The organism is Methylocystis iwaonis (genome assembly GCF_027925385.1).
GTDB classification, from domain to species: domain Bacteria; phylum Pseudomonadota; class Alphaproteobacteria; order Rhizobiales; family Beijerinckiaceae; genus Methylocystis; species Methylocystis iwaonis.
In genome coordinates this window covers 1,706,561-1,723,680 of sequence record NZ_AP027142.1, presented here as the reverse complement: position 1 = coordinate 1,723,680, position 17,120 = coordinate 1,706,561, and the positions used below count along the sequence as shown (strand labels likewise).

The 17,120-nt window shown below is 65.9% G+C and carries 17 protein-coding genes; 4 read left to right on the top strand and 13 right to left on the bottom strand.

Annotated elements, in window-relative coordinates; genetic code table 11:
• Nucleotides 1-26 precede the first annotated feature (26 nt).
• The 3 genes from QMG84_RS08240 to surE form a co-directional block, all read right to left on the bottom strand.
• Nucleotides 27-1,640 carry a LysM peptidoglycan-binding domain-containing M23 family metallopeptidase gene (locus QMG84_RS08240; protein WP_281931724.1) on the bottom strand — a complete coding sequence of 538 codons (1,614 nt, stop codon included), beginning with the start codon at nt 1,638-1,640 and terminating at the stop codon, nt 27-29.
• Nucleotides 1,641-1,766: 126 nt separating this feature from the next.
• A complete protein-coding gene (locus QMG84_RS08235; RefSeq protein WP_281931723.1) occupies nt 1,767-2,444 on the bottom strand; it encodes a protein-L-isoaspartate O-methyltransferase family protein in 678 nt (225 codons plus the stop codon).
• Nucleotides 2,441-3,226: a 5'/3'-nucleotidase SurE gene (gene surE, locus QMG84_RS08230; RefSeq protein ID WP_281931722.1), complete on the bottom strand. Its 786-nt coding sequence runs from the start codon at nt 3,224-3,226 to the stop codon at nt 2,441-2,443. The genes QMG84_RS08235 and surE overlap by 4 nt, the downstream gene beginning before the upstream one ends.
• Nucleotides 3,227-3,339: 113 nt before the next feature.
• Here surE and QMG84_RS08225 point away from each other — a divergent pair, with 113 nt between their 5' ends.
• Both QMG84_RS08225 and QMG84_RS08220 read left to right on the top strand, forming a co-directional pair.
• Nucleotides 3,340-3,750 carry an SH3 domain-containing protein gene (locus tag QMG84_RS08225; protein WP_281931721.1) on the top strand — a complete coding sequence of 137 codons (411 nt, stop codon included), beginning with the start codon at nt 3,340-3,342 and terminating at the stop codon, nt 3,748-3,750.
• A gap of 177 nt (nt 3,751-3,927) precedes the next feature.
• Nucleotides 3,928-4,305 carry an SH3 domain-containing protein gene (locus QMG84_RS08220; protein ID WP_281931719.1) on the top strand — a complete coding sequence of 126 codons (378 nt, stop codon included), beginning with the start codon at nt 3,928-3,930 and terminating at the stop codon, nt 4,303-4,305.
• A 174-nt stretch (nt 4,306-4,479) separates the two neighbouring features.
• On the opposite strand, the gene serS is transcribed toward QMG84_RS08220, so the two are convergent.
• The 6 genes from serS to QMG84_RS08190 all read right to left on the bottom strand — a co-directional run bounded on the left by serS (nt 4,480) and on the right by QMG84_RS08190 (nt 9,354).
• Entirely contained in the window at nt 4,480-5,790 is a 1,311-nt protein-coding gene (gene serS / locus QMG84_RS08215; protein ID WP_281931717.1) for a serine--tRNA ligase, read from the bottom strand.
• A gap of 188 nt (nt 5,791-5,978) precedes the next feature.
• Complete coding sequence (gene tatC, locus QMG84_RS08210; RefSeq protein WP_165048308.1) at nt 5,979-6,767, bottom strand: twin-arginine translocase subunit TatC; 789 nt, start codon at nt 6,765-6,767, stop codon at nt 5,979-5,981.
• Nucleotides 6,764-7,177 carry a Sec-independent protein translocase subunit TatA/TatB gene (locus QMG84_RS08205; protein ID WP_281931716.1) on the bottom strand — a complete coding sequence of 138 codons (414 nt, stop codon included), beginning with the start codon at nt 7,175-7,177 and terminating at the stop codon, nt 6,764-6,766. The genes tatC and QMG84_RS08205 overlap by 4 nt, the downstream gene beginning before the upstream one ends.
• A gap of 162 nt (nt 7,178-7,339) precedes the next feature.
• Nucleotides 7,340-7,570 carry a twin-arginine translocase TatA/TatE family subunit gene (locus QMG84_RS08200; RefSeq protein WP_202072740.1) on the bottom strand — a complete coding sequence of 77 codons (231 nt, stop codon included), beginning with the start codon at nt 7,568-7,570 and terminating at the stop codon, nt 7,340-7,342.
• A 146-nt stretch (nt 7,571-7,716) separates the two neighbouring features.
• Complete coding sequence (gene scpB / locus QMG84_RS08195) at nt 7,717-8,466, bottom strand: SMC-Scp complex subunit ScpB (RefSeq protein ID WP_281931713.1); 750 nt, start codon at nt 8,464-8,466, stop codon at nt 7,717-7,719.
• A gap of 72 nt (nt 8,467-8,538) precedes the next feature.
• Nucleotides 8,539-9,354 carry a segregation and condensation protein A gene (locus tag QMG84_RS08190; protein WP_281931711.1) on the bottom strand — a complete coding sequence of 272 codons (816 nt, stop codon included), beginning with the start codon at nt 9,352-9,354 and terminating at the stop codon, nt 8,539-8,541.
• 244 nt (nt 9,355-9,598) lie between these two features.
• Here QMG84_RS08190 and QMG84_RS08185 point away from each other — a divergent pair, with 244 nt between their 5' ends.
• Nucleotides 9,599-11,230 carry an alkaline phosphatase PhoX gene (locus tag QMG84_RS08185; RefSeq protein ID WP_281931709.1) on the top strand — a complete coding sequence of 544 codons (1,632 nt, stop codon included), beginning with the start codon at nt 9,599-9,601 and terminating at the stop codon, nt 11,228-11,230.
• An 89-nt stretch (nt 11,231-11,319) separates the two neighbouring features.
• On the opposite strand, the gene QMG84_RS08180 is transcribed toward QMG84_RS08185, so the two are convergent.
• Entirely contained in the window at nt 11,320-11,847 is a 528-nt protein-coding gene (locus tag QMG84_RS08180; protein WP_281931707.1) for a Uma2 family endonuclease, read from the bottom strand.
• Between the two features lie 470 nt (nt 11,848-12,317).
• Between QMG84_RS08180 and QMG84_RS08175 the strand changes: the two genes are divergently transcribed.
• Nucleotides 12,318-12,560 carry a hypothetical protein gene (locus tag QMG84_RS08175; RefSeq protein ID WP_281931705.1) on the top strand — a complete coding sequence of 81 codons (243 nt, stop codon included), beginning with the start codon at nt 12,318-12,320 and terminating at the stop codon, nt 12,558-12,560.
• Nucleotides 12,561-12,668: 108 nt separating this feature from the next.
• Here QMG84_RS08175 and nagZ read toward each other — a convergent pair whose 3' ends face one another.
• From nagZ to argS, 3 genes are all read right to left on the bottom strand, one after another.
• The gene (gene nagZ / locus QMG84_RS08170; RefSeq protein ID WP_281931704.1) at nt 12,669-13,679 is read right to left on the bottom strand and encodes a beta-N-acetylhexosaminidase; all 1,011 of its coding nucleotides are present in this window, start codon (nt 13,677-13,679) and stop codon (nt 12,669-12,671) included.
• Between the two features lie 108 nt (nt 13,680-13,787).
• Nucleotides 13,788-15,185 carry an SPOR domain-containing protein gene (locus QMG84_RS08165; RefSeq protein ID WP_281931702.1) on the bottom strand — a complete coding sequence of 466 codons (1,398 nt, stop codon included), beginning with the start codon at nt 15,183-15,185 and terminating at the stop codon, nt 13,788-13,790.
• A gap of 75 nt (nt 15,186-15,260) precedes the next feature.
• Nucleotides 15,261-17,042 carry an arginine--tRNA ligase gene (gene argS / locus QMG84_RS08160; protein ID WP_281931700.1) on the bottom strand — a complete coding sequence of 594 codons (1,782 nt, stop codon included), beginning with the start codon at nt 17,040-17,042 and terminating at the stop codon, nt 15,261-15,263.
• Nucleotides 17,043-17,120 lie beyond the last annotated feature (78 nt).

Genomic DNA, 17,120 nt, shown 5'->3' with positions numbered 1-17,120 from the left:
GACGCCGGAGAATTCTTTCCCGCTTATCAGAGACCCGCGAGGTAATTCGTCGGATCGACCGGCGTCGAGCCCTTGCGCAGCTCGAAGTGAAGCTGCGGGGAGCCGACATTACCGGACTGCCCGGAGCGGGCGATGGTCTGGCCGCGCTTCACCGTGTCGCCGCGCTTGACCTCGAGCTCGCCATTGTGGGCGTAGGCGGTCACGAAGCCGTTGGGGTGACGGATCAGCACCAGATTGCCATAGCCCTTCAGCTCGCTGCCGGCATAGGCCACCTGCCCGCCTTCGGCGGCCTTCACCGGCGTGCCCTCCGGCACCGCAATGTTGATCCCGTCATTGCCGCCGGACGAGAAGCCCTGAATGATGCGGCCGCGCGCCGGCCAGCGGAACTCCGGACGATCGCTTTCCGTCGCTGAGACCTTGGTTGTCTCCTCGGCCGCCGGGATGGAGGCGGTCGGCGTTCCCCGATCGACCTGCCGGGCGGCGGGAGCGGTCTCTGCGCTCGCGACCTTGGCCTGTTTTTCGGCCGCCGGCTCGGCGGTCGCCTTGGCGAGACGCTCGGCCTTGGCCGCTTTGTCGGCCTCTAGCTTCGCGAGCTTCGCCTCCGCCGCCGCCTTCGCGGCCTCGGCCTTGGCCAGGGCGTCGGCCTTGGACTTCGAGGCGTCGGTCTTGGACTTCAAAGCCTCGGCCTTGGCGAGCTTGGCCTTCTCGGCCGCGACTTTGGCGTCGGCGGCCTTGGCCTCCGCCAGCTTCTTGGCTTCGAGCTTCTTCGCCTCGGCGAGCTTCTTGGCCTCGGCCGCCTTATCGGCGGCCGCCTTCTGGGCCTCGATCTTGGCGAGGCGCGCCGTCTCCGCAGCCTTATCGGCCTCGGCCTTCTTCAGACGCTTGGCATCCTGCTCATGGGCGGCGGCTTCGGCCTTTCTGGCCTTGGCCTCTTCCTCGCGGGCGACCTTGGCGGCGCGCTCGGCTTTCGCCTGCTCCTCGCGGGCGGCCTTGGCGGCGGCTTCCGCCTTGCGCTGCTCCGCGCGGGCCGCGGCGGCCTCGGCTTTCGGATCGGCGGCGGCGACCTTTGCGGGCGCAGGGGCCGGCGCAGGCGCCGCGGCGGGCGCCGTCGAACGGGCGACCGCGCCGGCGCGGTAGACCGGGATGATCAGACGGGAGCCCGGCTGCACCTGCGCGGCGGCGCTATAGCCATTGGCATGCAGCAGCGCGTCCGGCGGGACGCCGTAACGGGTGGCGAGCATGGACGCCGTCTCGCCAGGCGCCACAGTGACGGGCGTGCCGCCGTCGGCGGTCCAATGGGCGGCGGCAGGGCCAGCCGGCGCGGGAGCAGCGGCGGCGACAGGCGTGCGGGGGGCAGCAGTGGCGGCGGCGCTGGGAGCCGGCGCGGCGGTCGGCGGCGCCAGCGGGCGCGTTTCGACCCGGGCGGGCGCCGGATTGGCGATCGCGCCGGTCGGCGACCGGTCGACGCCGCGAACGGACGCGCTACGCTGAGCGGCGGCGCCGGAGCCGCCGAAAGGATCGGAGAAGGGGTCGGAAAAACGTGTGGCGTCGGAGCAACCCGACATCAGAGCGGCCGCCCCGACGGCCATCATGAGCCGCAGCGCGGCCCGCGAATTGGAAATTTGACGCTCTATAGCCATGACGCCGACCCACTCGCACGCACCAACAACGCGTTAGTTGTATGCGTATGTCGGTTAAGGAGGCGTTTAAGATGAATCTCCGATGAGCGGGTTCATGAAAATCTTCATCATAAGCAAAGTCTCAATTCACAAGGCTTTTGCAAGGCCGCTCGCCGCCGGGCCGAGGCTGTGGGGCCCGAGATCGGTCTCGTGCGGCTCGCCGCTTTCCGTGCGATCAACCTTAATCAATCGTTGACGGGCGCGTTTCTCGCCCGCTTGCGGCTCGCGGCGCGCGTACACGAGCGTCCCGCCCGGCGACAGCATGGAGATCAGCGCGGCCGGCGGCGCGTCGAGCGCGGCCTCGACGAGGATGCGGTCGAATTCGCCGAGCGTCGCCTCCGGCGCGAGGCCGTCCGCATGCAGCACAGCAGCGTTGGCGATCTCCAAGGCGGCGAGCCGCGGCGCGGCTTCGATGGCGAGCGTCTCGAAACGCTCCAGCGAAACCACTTCCCAGGCGAGACGCGCGAGGATCGCCGTCCCATAGCCGGAGCCGGTCCCGATCTCCAGCACCCGATGCCCCTTGCCGATGCGCAACGCCTCGATGCGCCGGCCGACATCGGCGGGGCGCGACATGGTCTGCCCGCAGCCGAGCGGCAGCGCGAGATTGCGATTGGCGAGATCGCGGAACTTGTAAGGAGCGAAGGCCTCGCGCGGCACGGTCTCGATGGCGCGCATGACCGAAATATCCCGCACCCCCGCCCGACGCACGGCGAGGAGCAAGGCCGCGCGCTCCTCGACGGCAGCCTTGGCGGCGGGATCGCTCATATGGACGCCTTCAGCCCTTCCTCGAAAGCGCGCGCGAGTCGCGTCACTGTCGGATGATCGGTGAGATCGAGCTGAAGCGGCGTCACTGAAATCCTGTTTTCGTCGACCGCCAGCAGATCGGTTCCCTGCCCCGGCGTGAAGCTGCCGCGCTGGAAGGAAATCCAATGATAGGGATTGCCGCGCCCGTCCTGGCGGTCCTCGATGCGCATGAGGTCATTGCTGCGCCGCCCCTGCATGGTGACGGCGACGCCCTTGACCTCGCCGGGCGCGCAGGCCGGGAAGTTGACGTTCATCAGCACATTGCCCGGTATGCCCGTCGCCAGCAGCTTGCGCACGATCGCCGCGCCATGCGTCTCGGCGCATTCCCAATGGATCTTGCGCCGGCCGGCGAAGAAGTCATAGCACTGAGAAAGCGCGATCGCGGGAATCCCGAGAATCGTCGCCTCCATCGCGCCCGCGATCGTGCCGGAATAGGTGACGTCCTCGGCCAGATTCTGCCCGCTGTTGACGCCGGAGATCACGAGATCGGGCGGGCAATCGAGCATCAGCTTGCGCACGGCCATGATCACGCAATCGGTTGGCGTGCCTTTGACCGCGAAATGACGCGGCGAGATTTCGCGTAGCCGCAACGGATCATTGAGCGAAAGCGAATGGGCGACGCCCGATTGCTCGGTCTCCGGCGCAACGATGAAAATGTCGTCGGAGATCGCCCGCGCGATCTTTTCGGCGACTTCGAGGCCGGGCGCGTGAACGCCATCGTCATTGGTGATGAGAATTCGCATCGCTCGGGCGTGACCGTGAGGAAGTGGGGATGTTTTGAGCGCAAATTTCACGGCTCGCGCCCACGCACGCCCTACATGGTTCGGGGGTCTGGGTAAAGCGCAGGGAGTGCGCCATGCGTTCGAAACTTACGCCTCTGTTTGTCGCCATGGGGCTCGCCGCTTCGGTGGCCTCGGCGGCCGCCGTCCCCGCCATTGTGTCGGCGGACACCGCCTTACGCGCCCGCCCCGGCATGCGCAGCGCCATCGTCGCCACCATACCGGCCGGGGCCGCGGTCGAGGCCGGCCCCTGCCGCGCCTGGTGCCGCGTTCAATATGGCCCGGCCGTGGGCTTCGTCCCATCGCCGCTGGTGACCGCCAGCGCGGGCGCGCCCGGCTATTACGGTTCGGCCGGCTATGCCGACGCCGGCCCGTTCGGCTTGTTGGGCGCCCCGTTCGAAGCCGCTGGCGACATCTTCGGCGCGGGCGGGCCGGACGTATATGGGCAGGCGGCGCCGATGCAACCGCCGGTCGTCGCGGGCTATTGAAGCAGTGAGCGAAGCAATCCGGAGGAGCTTTTTCTCCCCCGGATGGCTTCGTCGAATCCTTCGCAGACTTTTGACCCGTTTTTAGCGAAGCCCGAGAAAAACGCGGCCTCGGGCATAGCCCTCCCGCTTCGGCGCGCCATATTTTTGCTTGCCTGCATCTTAAGTGGGGAGGCAATCATGCGTACGCTTTGCTATTCACTGATCGCTGCTGTCGCTCTCATCGGCTCGGTTTCGAGAGCTTCCGCCTTCGAGGCCATGCTCGGCGGAAACTTCATGCTTCACGCGCACCCCAATGGCCCCCATCTGATGACGCTCGCCGCCGGCGACGTCGTGAACATCGACCAGTGCAACCATAGCTGGTGCGCCGTGAGTCACGGCCCGCACGCCGGCTTCATCTACATGCCGCGCGTCCTCGACGGGACGGTATACGGCCCGCGCGGCGGCATCGCCGGCTATCAGGATGGCGGCCCGGCGGAGCTGGGCGTCGCCATCGTCTCCGCGCCGGTGATGGCCGCCGGGCAAATCGTCGACGCCGGCGTCAGCGTTTTGCGCTGACACCAAAGCGCTGATCGTGAGCAAATCCCTCCCCTTTACGGGGAGGGTGGCCCCGCGCAAGCGGGGTCGGGTGGGGTCCGCCCCAACCCGAGTCGTAACGGCGCGAGCCCCACCCGGCGGCCTTTGGCCGCCGACCTCCCCGTAAAGGGGAGGTATTGGCGCCGTCGCTGTCGCTTACACGCTTCGCGCGATACGCGTGAGGCCGCCCATATAGGGTTGCAGCACCGCCGGCACCGTCACCGAGCCGTCGGCCTCCTGATAATTCTCCAGCACCGCCACCATGGCGCGGCCGACCGCGACGCCCGAACCGTTGAGCGTATGCACGAAGCGCGGCTTGCCGTCCGGCCCGCGCGAGCGCGCGTTCATGCGCCGCGCCTGGAAGTCGCCGCAGACCGAGCAGGACGAAATCTCGCGATATTTCCCCTGCCCCGGCAGCCAGACTTCGAGATCGTAGGTCTTCTGCGACGCAAAGCCCATGTCGCCCGTGCAAAGCACAACCTTGCGATAGGGCAGTTCCAGCGCCTGCAGCACTTTCTCGGCGCAGCCGGTCATGCGCTCGTGTTCTTCGAGCGACTGCTCGGGCGCGGTGATCGAGACGAGCTCCACCTTGTAGAACTGGTGCTGGCGGATCATGCCGCGCGTATCTTTGCCGGCGGCGCCCGCTTCCGCGCGGAAGCAATAGGTGCCGGCGGTCATGCGGATCGGGAGCTGCGCCTCGTCAAGAATGGATTCGCGGACAAGGTTTGTGAGAGGGACTTCGGCCGTGGGGATGAGCCAATATTCGGACGTCGGCTCATCGGACGACTGCCGACCGGCGGTGACGGAGAACTGGTCCTCGCGGAACTTCGGCAATTGCGCGGTGCCAAACATGGCGTCGTCGCGCACGAGCAGCGGCGGGTTCACTTCCATATAGCCATGCTCGCCCGTGTGCAGATCGAGCATGAATTGCGCGAGGGCGCGCTCCAGCCGCGCCAGCGGACCTTTGTTCACAACGAAACGCGCGCCCGAGAGCTTGGCCGCCGTCTCGAAATCCATGAAACCGAGACCCTCGCCGATCTCGAAATGCTCCTTGGGCGTGAAGTCGAATGCGCGCGGCGTCCCCCAGCGGAAGACCTCGACATTGTCGTTCTCGTCCTTGCCCTGCGGCACGGAATCGAGCGGCGTGTTGGGGATGCTCGACAGCGCATTATCGAGCGCCGCGATCGCGTCGCGCTCCGCCTGCTCCAGCGCCGGCCAATTGTCCTTGATCTGCGCGACCTCCGCCTTCAGCGCTTCCGCCTTGGCGCTGTCGCCCGCCTTCATCGCCGCGCCGATCTCCTTTGAGGCAGCGTTGCGGCGCTCCTGGGCCTTCTGCAATTCGGCGATCGCCGCGCGGCGCGCGTCGTCGAGCGCGAAGAGCTCCGCCGACATGGGCGCAAGCCCGCGCCGCTCGCGGCCTTTGTCGAAAACGTCAGCGTTCTCGCGAATCCATTTGATGTCATACATGTCGGGCTACCGGGCGTTTGGCGTCAGATGAGAATGTAACAGCGTCATGCCCGGCCTTGTGCCGGGCATCCACGCCGCGCCGTTGCGACGTCTCGGCGTGGATGGCCGGGACAAGCCCGGCCATGACGCTGGAAAAACTTGGGGCCTTCTCCCGCAGGCGCGTGATGCGGTCAAGCGGCGGGCTGTCGCTATTCCTGCGCCGCCGCTTCCTGCTCCGCCCGCTTCTTCTCGACCATGCGGACGGAATAAATCGACGCCTCGTAAAGCAGCATCCCCGGCAGCGCGAGCGCGAGCTGGGAGAAGACGTCCGGCGGCGTCAGAACCGCCGCGATCACGAAGACGATGACGATGGCGTAGCGGCGCTTCTCTTTCAGGAATTCGGAAGAGACGATGCCCACCTGCCCCAGAAGCGTGAGAATCACCGGCATCTGGAAGACGACGCCGAAAGCGAGCACCAGCGTCATGATGAGCGAGAGATATTCCGAGACGCGTGGCAGCAGTTCGATCTGCGCCTTCCCCGGCTCGTTCGCCTGCTGCATGCCGATGAAGAAGCGCAGCAGATTGGGCATCACCAGAAAATAGACCACCAGCGCGCCGACGGCGAAGAAGACCGGCGTCGCGAACAGATACGGCCGGAAGGCCGCGCGCTCGTTCCGGTAGAGCCCGGGCGCAACGAAGGCGTAAAGCTGCGAGAGCACGATCGGGCAGGACAGGAAGGCCGCCATAAAGAGCGCGACCTTGATCTGGGTGAAGAAATATTCCTGCGGCGCGGTGTAGATCAGCCGCGCCTCGGGCCCCGCCACTTGCGTATAGGGGATGACAAGAATGTTGTAGATGTCCTTGGCGAAGAAGAAGGCCAGGATGAACGTCGCCAGAAAGGCGAGCAGCGCCTTGATGAGCCGCTCGCGCAATTCCATCAGATGTTCGATCAGCGGCGCCTTGGAGGCTTCGATTTCGGCTTCGTCGGCCTCGGTCATTTATCCGCCTTTTGCGCGTCCTGAGGAGCTGCGTCCGTGGCAGGCTGCCCCTCCGTCGAGACGCCGCTTTGCGGCTCCTCAAGCGCGCGTTCCGGCGGGGGCTTTTTGTCGCCGTCCTCGATCGCGCTGACGATCTGCTTGCGGGCCTCCGCCATCGGATCGAAGGCGCCGTTGAGATTCGCGCCGGCCATGATGGCGCTGTTCGTCTCTTCGATCTGCTTTTTCAGATCGTCGAGCTCGGCCTCGCGCATGGCCGCCATGAACTGGTCCTGGAACTCATTGGCCATGCGCCGCATACGGCCCGTTGCCTGGCCCAAAGTGCGCAGGACGCGCGGCAAATCCTTCGACGGAATCGCGATGAGCGCGACAATGCCGATGACGAGGAGCTTTCCGGGGTCGAGATCGAACATTTCCAGTCCGAGAAGATGATGGGAGGCGCCCCCTCCCTGTCCCTCCCCCGCTCCGCGGGAGAGGGGACGCTCGCGATCAGCATCGCGGATTCAAGCCGCAGTCTGCCCCCTCTCCCGCGAAGCGGGGGAGGGTTGGGGAGGGGGCTTACCGCCCCTACGCCATCAAACCTTATCGCCGCTCGCTGACTTATTCGCCTCGATGGCCCGTGGCTCGACGCGTTCTCCCACCGGCTTCGCCGCCTCGGCGGTCTCATCCTCGGCCATGCCCTTCTTGAAGGCTTTGATGCCCTTGGCGACATCGCCCATCACGTCGGAAATCTTGAACTTTCCGCCGAACAAAATGAACGCCACGCCGCCGACGATGATCCAGTGCCAGATCGAGAAACCGCCCATGGCGGAAACCTCCAGTGGGAAACAGGCCGGGATCGCCGACCAAACTCACGGGAACCTATGCGGCCCGCGTCTCAAAAACAAGGCGACAGGCTAGCGAAATGATAGGTTTTTAACGGCGCTTAGCTCGCAATGAGGGCAGAACGGCGTCAATCGTCGTTGAGCGCGTCCGGCGCGTCGATTGGCTCCGGCTCCTCCGGAAAGTCCATCTCCAGCGCCTGTGGGGCGTCGTCCTCCAGCGGCTCCTCGTCATCGCGCAGCGCCGAGTCGTCGGTCGGCTGCGGCACGCCGAAGCCCTTTGGCAGGCGGCCGTCGAAGAGGCCCGCCGCCTTGAGCTCGTCGAGACCGGGGAGATCGCTGATCTGCTCCAGGCCGAAATGCATCAGAAAGGCGTCGGTCGTGCCATAGGTGATCGGCCGCCCGGGGGCCTTGCGGCGGCCGCGCAGGCGGACCCAGCCAGTTTCCATCAGCGTGTCGAGCGTGCCTTTGGAAATGGCGACGCCCCGAATCTCCTCGATCTCGGCGCGGGTCGCCGGCTGATGATAGGCGATGATGGCGAGCGTCTCGAGCGCGGCGCGGGAGAGCTTCTTTTCCTCCACCTGCTCGCGGGCGAGAATCCAGTTCAAATCCCCCGCCGTGCGGAAGAACCACCTCTTGCCGACGCGGGTGAGGTTCACGCCGCGATTGGCGTAATGGTTGCGCAGACGCTCCAGCACCTGGGCGAGCTCGACCTTGTCGTCGACGCGCCGGGCCATTTCGGCTTCATCGAGCGGCTCGGCAGAGGCGAACAGCATCGCTTCGACGATGCGCTCCGCCTCGCGCAAGGCGACCTCGTGGCGGGCCAGCGCCTCGTCGCTGTTGACGTCGAAGAGTTCGATTTTTTCCGCGGGCTGCGCCAATGCGCTCCTCCAAATGCTGGACCGCGAGCCTTCAGGCTCGCAGAATCAAAGCGAGCTTTCGGGCTCGCAGGACTAGAGCGAGCCTGAAGGCTCGCGGTCCAATAATGGCTGCGGCGCGCGGCGGCGCAGCCAGAGCGGCGCGAAGGGCCGGTCCTGCCGGATGTCGAACAGACCTTCGCGGACCATTTCGAGCGACGCCGAAAAGGACGAGGCGCGGACGGTGCGCGCCGTCTGCAGGTCGGCGCAATATTGCAGCAGATAATCGTCGAGCACGGTCCATTCCGCGGAGACGCCGGCGAGCCGCTCCAGCGCCTCGCGCGCCTCGGCGAGCGACCAGACCGTGCGCTGTTTCAGCACCACATGGACGGCGGCGGTCTTCTGCCGCTGGCGGGAATAGGCGGAGAGGAGATCGAAGAGGCTCGCCTGATAATTCGGCTGCGAGATGGTCTCCAGCCCCTCCGGCCCGCCGCGCAGGAACATGTCGCGTCCGAGCCGCCCGCGCTGGGTCAGCTTGTCGGCGGCGAGCCGGATCAGCTCCAGCCGCTTGAGGCGTTCGGCGAGCGCGGCGGCGAGCTCCGCCGCCGAGGGTTCGTCGCTGTTCTTGGGCGGCTCGGGAAGCAGTAGGCGCGATTTCAAAAAGGCGAGCCAGGCGGCCATGACCAGATAATCGGCCGCCAGCTCCAGCCGCACCCGCCGCGCCGCCTCGATGAAGGCGAGATATTGCTCGGCGAGCGCCAAAATGGAGATGCGGGACAGGTCCACCTTCTGGCGCCGGGCAAGCTCCAGCAACAGATCGAGCGGCCCCTCGAATCCGTCGACGTCGACGAGAAAGGCCTCGCCTTCCGCGCGCGGTTCATCGGACAGATCGAATGAGAGATCCTGGGCCAATCGACTTTCCAGCTATGCGACAATTACGCGACTTTCAGGTCGGAGATTGGCAACTTCACGGCGCGCCCGCAAGCGCGGCGCGCGGTCCGGGAACGCCATCCACATGAAATGACCGCCCACCCGGCGGGAGCGGCCCGACACATTCCTGTCTCAAATGTTTCAAGCGGCGCTGCGATATGTCCCGCCGATTGCGCAGCCGAGCTTGGTTCCGCGCAAGCGTTTCAACGGATGGGGAAATTAGTCGATGTATCTCAAGCTCAAATACACGGTCGCCCTCGCGGCGCTCGCCGCGGCGACAACGGCGCTGGCCGATTCCCCGAAGGGCGTCGGGCCGATCACCTTCAGCGTTCCCAACGCCGTGTCTCCGACCGGCAATCCGCAGGCGACGCTGGTGAGCGACAATTTCAGCCTGCGCCTGCTCGCGTCGACGCCCGACCTGGTGGAAAATCCGAGCGGAGACATCACCACCTTCGGCAAGCTGGCGACGGGCGCCGATACGGTGCCGGACATCCACACCTATCTCGTGCTGCCCAGAAATCCCGGCGGCCCGACGCAAGGCTATGATTATGGCCGCCACTTCCTTTATCAGGGCCATGAGAACGGCGGGGATATGGCCTATATCACCCGCATCAATCTCGACGTCGCCGACCCGGCGCACCGCATCACCCTGCTGACGCCCGTCGATTCGGCGAGCGGCAAAACGGGCCTCAACCGCATCGACGGCTCGAGCTACAACCCCTTCACCCAGAAGCTGCTGTTCGCGGAAGAAGACGACAATTCCGCCACTCTCAACGGGACTGGCAATGTCCACGAGGTCAGTCTCGGCTGGCCGGCGCAGCGCGTCTCTCTCGAGGCGTTCATCGGCACGGGCGGCTTCGAGGGCGTTCATCCCGACGACAAGGGCAACATCTATCTGATCGAGGACATCGGCGGAAAAACCGCGCCTTCCGGCACGACCGCCACTGTCGACGGGGTGGCGAATGTGCCGCTGAAGTCGGCGCGTCAGCCCAACTCCTTCGTCTACCGCTTCGTGCCGAACAACCCGAAGCGCCTGCAGGACGGCGGCAAACTGCAGTCGCTCCAGGTTTATGTCGATGGCGCGCCGGTCACCTTCCATGCGAACGACGTGATCGGCGACATCATCTCGCCCGCGCAAAAGCAGCTCTACACGCCGGGCCTGCGTTTGCCGTTCAAGTGGGTGACCATCCACGAGTCGCACAAGGACGACGCCACGCCGTTCAGCGCCACCGAAGCGGCGAAAGCCGCGGGCGCGACGCCGTTCAAGCGTCCGGAAAACATGACCTGGCTGCCCGACTCGCATTTCCGCACCTTCTACTTCACCGCGACCGGCGACACCGACGCCCCGACGGGCCAGGTGCCGCAGCTTGCGGCCCGCGGCGCCTGGGGCGCCATCATCCGTGTCGACCTCCGCGAGAACGAAGAGCATGAGGAGCACGAAGAGCACGAAGAGCATCACGGCGCGCGCGCCAGCGGAGATGGCAGCGTCTCTGTCTTCGTTCTCGGCGACCAGGATCATGCCGCCTTCGACAATATCTTCTTCGCCAACCGCGAACAGTTGCTCGCGGCCGAAGACCGGGGCGACAAGCTGCATGACCAGTTGCAGAAATACGACTCGATCTGGGCGTATAACGTGCGCAACGGTCGTGCGGCGCGCTTCGTCGCTCTCGGCGCTGACGCGCTGGCCGCGCCCAACGGCGCTGCCGACAACGAGCCGACCGGCGTGATCATCTCCAATGGCAGCCCGACCAAGGGCGAGATGGTCGGCATGGAGGGCAGCCTCGAGCACGTTCGCGGCTTCTTTACCCAGCAGCACGGCTTGAACCAGGTCTACGAGTTCTACAAGATCGGCCGCTGATCCCGGCCGCCGGCGGCGCACGCGCCGCCGGCTCTTTCGCAGCGACGCCAGCAAAGTTCCGTGACGACTAGACGGGGCGCAACGAGGCGCTACTCCCCGTAGATGTCCGCAAACGCGATCTCTAGCCCCGGCGGGTCGAGCGTGACCGAGCCCTCGCGGATGATCCGCGTCAGGATCGTCTCCCCCTCCCCGCGCGCGTGGTGGAAGATGAGCCGCGCATCCGGCGAGACAATCAAGTAATGCGCGACGCTCGGCAGCCGGAAATAGGCCGCGAGCTTGCCAAGAGAATCGTTCTTCCCGGTCGACGGCGACAGGACCTCGACCACGATGATGGGGTTTTCGACGACGATCGTATCGGGCGGCAGCTCCGGCCCGCAATAGACCTGCGCATCGGGCTCGAAGACCGTATCGGCGGCAATTCGGATGGCCATGCCGTCGGGCAAAGAATGGCAAGGCAGGCCCTTGGCGCAGATGGCGTTGTGCAGAGCCATATAGACCCGGCCTTTGATCTTCGCATGCGCGACGCGCTCCGACGCCTGGGCGAAAACCTCGCCGCCGGCGAGTTCGTAGCGCCCCGCCTGAGTCTGCGACCAGGCGATGAATTCTTCGGCGCTCATGCGCTCTTTCGGAACGGCGGCGGCGGACATGAAGCGAGGATAGCGCGGCCGGGCCGCCCGCGCCACTCGTCGAATCGGCTCCACGCCCAGGCCGTCCCGCCGAACGAGCGTGAGCCCCGCGAATCAGGCGCGAGCGAAGACGCCTGCGCTGCCGCCCATCGCTCCCTGTGTGACGCTCTAAAGGCCTGAGCCACGCGCGCAGCTTCTCGAGCAGGCCAATCCAGAACAAAGATAATTATAAATACACTCAATAACTTATCAAAAGAAAACACGCTTTCACCTGCTTTCCTTCCTCCCTTCCACCGGGAGTGGACCAACGAAAATCGTCCCGCGTGGCTCTTTGTGAACGGATGATTGAAATGTAGTCCATATGACTAGACAATCGTCATAATGCCTAATCTATGGACGATTATTTGCCTTGTTAATAGGCACAAGATGCAAGAATGCATCGACTTAAGGGGGAAATATCCATGATCCGTAATCGGCTTTTTTTGACCCTGCTGTTAGTGGGAGCCAGCCTGGCCTCGGGAGCGCTCGCGGCCGAGAAGCACAAACGCGCGCATCCTCAGGATTTCTATGCGCGCGCTGCGGAGACCTCCGACGATCTCATGGCCGGCGCGCCTCAGACGAATGCTCGGCCCGACTGCTTCGTTTCCTATTCCCCGGCAGAAGTCACCAAAGGCATCCGCCACTGGACCGGCAAGTGTCACTGAGCTTGCGAGATTAGGCCTGAGACAAAAACGCCCCGACCGTGACATCGACGGTCGGGGCGTTTGTTTGTGTAGGCTGCGACTGAATAGGCAGCGGGCCTGAAGCGACCTTCAAACTCGCGCCCCCGCCCCTATCGCCGCCTCGAACGCCGCAACGCCAGCGGCGACGTCGAAGGCCTCGACCGCACGCACGCACGCAAGCGCCTTTTCCGCCCGCTCCAGCGCCCTGCCCGCCAACGCCGGCGCGCCTTCGGCCACCGGGAGAGCCTCGGCGAGGTCGCCATTGCAATGCAGAACCATGTCGCACCCCGCGGCAATGGCGCGCTCGGCGCGTTCGCGGAAATTTCCTGTCAGCGCCTTCATGGAGAGATCGTCGGTCATCAGCAGGCCGTCGAAGCCGATCAAGCCGCGAATGATGTCGCTCACCACGGTCTTCGACTGCGTGCCGGGCGCGCTTGGGTCGATCGCCGCGTAGACCACATGGGCGCTCATCGCCATGGGCAGGTCGGCGTTGGCCTTGAAGGGCTCGAAGTCCACCGCCTCAAGCTCGGCGCGGCTCGCCTCGACCGTCGGCAGCTCCAAATGACTATCGGCCTTGGCGCGGCCGTGGCCGGGGATATGTTTCATCACCGGCGCGACGCCGCCCGCCATCAGCCCCTCGGCGGCGGCGCGGCCGAGCTTCGCGGCGCGCGTAGGGTCGCGGCTGTAGGCGCGGTCGCTGATGATGGCGTGAGAGCTTTCGGCTGGAACGTCCAGCACCGGCAAGCAGTCGACGTCGATGCCGACTTCGCGCAAATCATGCGCCATCAGCCGCGCCCCTAGCCAGGCGAGGCGCTCGGCCTTCGCGGCGTCGCCCCCGGCCTGTTCGAAACGTGCGGCGCTCGGATAGGCGCGCCAGTTCGGTGTATTGAGCCGCTGCACCCGGCCGCCTTCCTGATCGACCAGCACCGGCGCGTGACGGCCGAGCGCGTCACGCAGTTCCGCCGTCAGGCGCGCGACCTGCTCGCGGCTCTCGACGTTGCGGCGAAAGAGGATGACGCCCCAGGGGCTGGCGTCACGCAGAAAGGCGCGCTCATCGGCGTCGAGGGAGAGGCCTTTGAGGCCGCAGATGAAAGCGCGCATGGGAAAGTTCCGGAATCACAACCGCACGTCATGCCCGCGCTTGTCGCGGGCATCCACGCGATTCGGCAAGGCGTGGATGGCCGGGACAAGCCCGGCCATGACGGTTTGTCAGTTCCCCGCGACGAAGCAGTTGCCGCCCGACGCCTTGACCTTGTTGCAGATGGCGTTGGCGGACTCCTTGCTCACGCCGGCGACGCGGACGCGATAGACCGTCTTGTCGCCGACCTTGGCGGGTTTGAACGTCGGCCGCACGCCATACTTGGCCGAAACGGTCTTGAGAAGCGTGCGGGCCTCCTCCTCCGTATTGGCGGCGCCGAACTGCACGGCGTAGCCGCCGCTCGTCGTCGCGGGCGCGGCGGCGGCGGTCTCCCCGGCGTCGGCTGGGGGCTCCACAGCGGCGACCTTGGGGGCCGGCTTGGGGGCCGGCTTGGGCTTCGGAGCCGGCGTCGTCGCGGTCTTGGTCTCGGGCTTCGGCGTCGCGCCCTTCGTCTGGAACGGATCCAACGGCACGACGACGGGATTGGCGCTCTTGGCGACGGCCGGCGGCACGCTGGCCTCATCGACACGGCTGCCATCGGGGCGCACGGTGACGGTCTTCACCTTATGGGGCTGCGAGCCGAGCGCCGGCTCATGCGGCGCGTCGACGGGACCGTTGCCTAGCGTCACGGCTTTCGGCGCCACCGTTGGATCGATCGCCTGCTCCTGATGCGTCACGACCTGCTTGACGGGCGTCGAATCCTTGCGGTCGAGCACAGCCGCCCCGTTGTCGCTCGCGGTCTCCTGCTCCGTCTCGGCCGAGGGCTTTACCTTCACCGGGCCTTCCGGCGCGTTGATGACGGCGATCTCCTTGGAGCCGCCTGCGCCGCCGCGATGCAGAAAGCCCCAGCCGATGCTGGCGACGGCGATAACGGAAATCGCCGCGACCGCATGCCAGGGACGCAGATATTTGCCGACGCCGCCGCGCGCCGTCTCGGGCGACTCCTCGGCGCCATAGTCGAGATATTCCGCGTCATCCGGCCAGCCGCCCTCGGCCCCGCCGTGATAGGCCGCGTCATAATGCTGATCAGGCTGCTGGCCATGGGCGTAGGCATGCGCGTCATAGCCCTGATGCTGCTCATAGCCCTGATGTTCTTGGCCCTGATGTTCATGGCCCTGATGTTCATGGCCCTGATGTTCATGGCCCTGCTGCTGCGCGTAATGCGGATGCGCCTCTTCGTAATGGCGCGGCTCGGGCTGCACCGCCGGCGCGGCGTCCAGGGAGCCGCGCAGCGGCGCGTCCCACTGCGGCTGTTGCGGCTGCGGCGGGGGAGCGGCGCGCGCCGCGCGAGGATCGGGCAGGATTTTGTTGAGGGGATCGGCTGGCGCCGTCTCGCCCTGCATCAGCCGGGCGAGCTCGCTCAGAGGGTTGGTCTTCGGCGGGGCGACCTGCGGCGTCTCCGCCGCCCGCATGCGCCGCTCGAATTCCGAGAGGTCGATCGCTGGGCCTCTAACGGACGATTCACGCATGATCTACCTCGATCCTCTTCCCACTCGCGGAGCTTATCGTCAGGCGTCGCGCGGGCTAAGGCCGAAGGTCGCGCGTCAACGCATTTCGTCGGGGGCGCTCACGCCGAGAAGCCTCAAGCCCGACCCCAGGACGATTGTTAAGGATAAAACCAACGCGACCCGGGCGCTCGTTAAATCTCTCTCCTTGGCATTAACAAAGCGTAATTGTGGCTGATCTTTGCCGCGGTTCCAATGCGCATGGAACACGCTCGCGATCTCATAGAGGTAAAACGCGACCCGATGCGGCTCATGGGCGGCGGCGGCCGCCTCTATGGCGCGCGGATATTGGGCGATCACGCGGGCAAGCTGCAATTCACCTTCATCCGTAAGCAGCTCGAGCTTTGCGCCCGCCAGCGCCGGCAACGAAACGTCGAGGTCGGGAAAGGCCGCGAGCGCCTGGCGCACCGCCGATTTGGCCCGCGCATGGGCGTATTGCACATAGAAGACGGCGTTGTCCTTCGATTGCTCGATGACCTTGGCGAGGTCGAAATCGAGCGGCGCGTCATTCTTGCGATAGAGCATCATAAAGCGCACGGCGTCCAAGCCGACTTCATCGACCACCTCGCGCAGCGTGACGAAATCGCCGGCGCGCTTCGACATCTTCACCGGCTCGCCGTTGCGCATCAGCTTGACGAGCTGGCAAAGCTTCACGTCGAGCGTGACCTTCCTGTCGGAGAGCGCGGCGACGGCGGCGCCCATGCGCTTCACATAGCCGCCGTGATCGGCGCCCCAAACGTCGACCAGCGTATCGAAGCCGCGGTCGATCTTGTCCTTGTGATAGGCGATGTCGGCGGCGAAATAGGTCGGCGAGCCGTCCGACTTCTTCAGCGCGCGGTCGACGTCGTCGCCGAAATCGGTCGAACGGAACAGGGTCTGCTCCCGGTCCTCCCAATCGTCCGGCAGCTGGCCCTTGGGCGGCGGCAGGCGGCCCTCATAGACCAACCCCTTCTCACGCAGCCACTCGATCGCCGCGTCGATCTTCGACGGGCCGTTGGAGCTGTCGTGCAGGGTGCGCTCGGAGAAGAACACCTCATGGCGGATGTTGAGCGCGGCGAGATCGTCGCGGATCATGTCCATCATGGCGTCAATGGCCGCGTTCTTGACGATCGGCAGCCATTCGCGCTCGGACTTGTCCAAAAGCGCCTTGCCATGCGCCTTGGCCAGCGCCTGGCCCACAGGCACGAGATAGTCGCCGGGGTAAAGCCCCTCCGGGATCGTGATGGTTTCGCCCAGCGCCTCGCGGTAGCGCATGAAGGCGGAGCGGGCGAGGACGTCGACCTGGGCGCCGGCGTCATTGATGTAATATTCGCGCGTCACCTCGCAGCCGGAAAAGGCCAGGAGATTTGCGAGCGCGTCGCCGAAAACCGCGCCGCGGCCATGGCCGACATGCATGGGGCCAGTCGGATTAGCGGAGACGTATTCGACGTTGACCTTGCCCTGCAGCGCCCCTGCCCGGCCCTTCTCGACACGGCCGAAATTTTCGGGATCGCTCAAGGCGGCGCGCAGCACCTGCGAGAAGATTTCAGGCTTCAGGCGGATGTTGATGAAGCCCGGCCCCGCCACCTCGGCCGTCGCCACGCCCTCGGATTCGGCCAAAGCGTAGCAGATCGCCACGGCCAGCTCGCGCGGATTTGCGAAACTGGGCTTCGCCTCCTTGGCGAAGACCATGGCGGCGTTGCAGGCGAGATCGCCCAGCGCCGCTTCCTTCGGCGGCTCGACGACGAAGCGCGCAGGGTCGAGCGCCGGCAGGCGGCCGTCTGCCTGGAGCCGGTCGAGGACCGAAGCGATGCGGGCGTGGAAGATGTCGAAAATGTTCATGGCGGTCCGGATCAAGGGATTTCGCGCGCGGGTCTAGCAGACCCCGCGCGCAAATGCATCCTCCGGCGGACCGGGCCC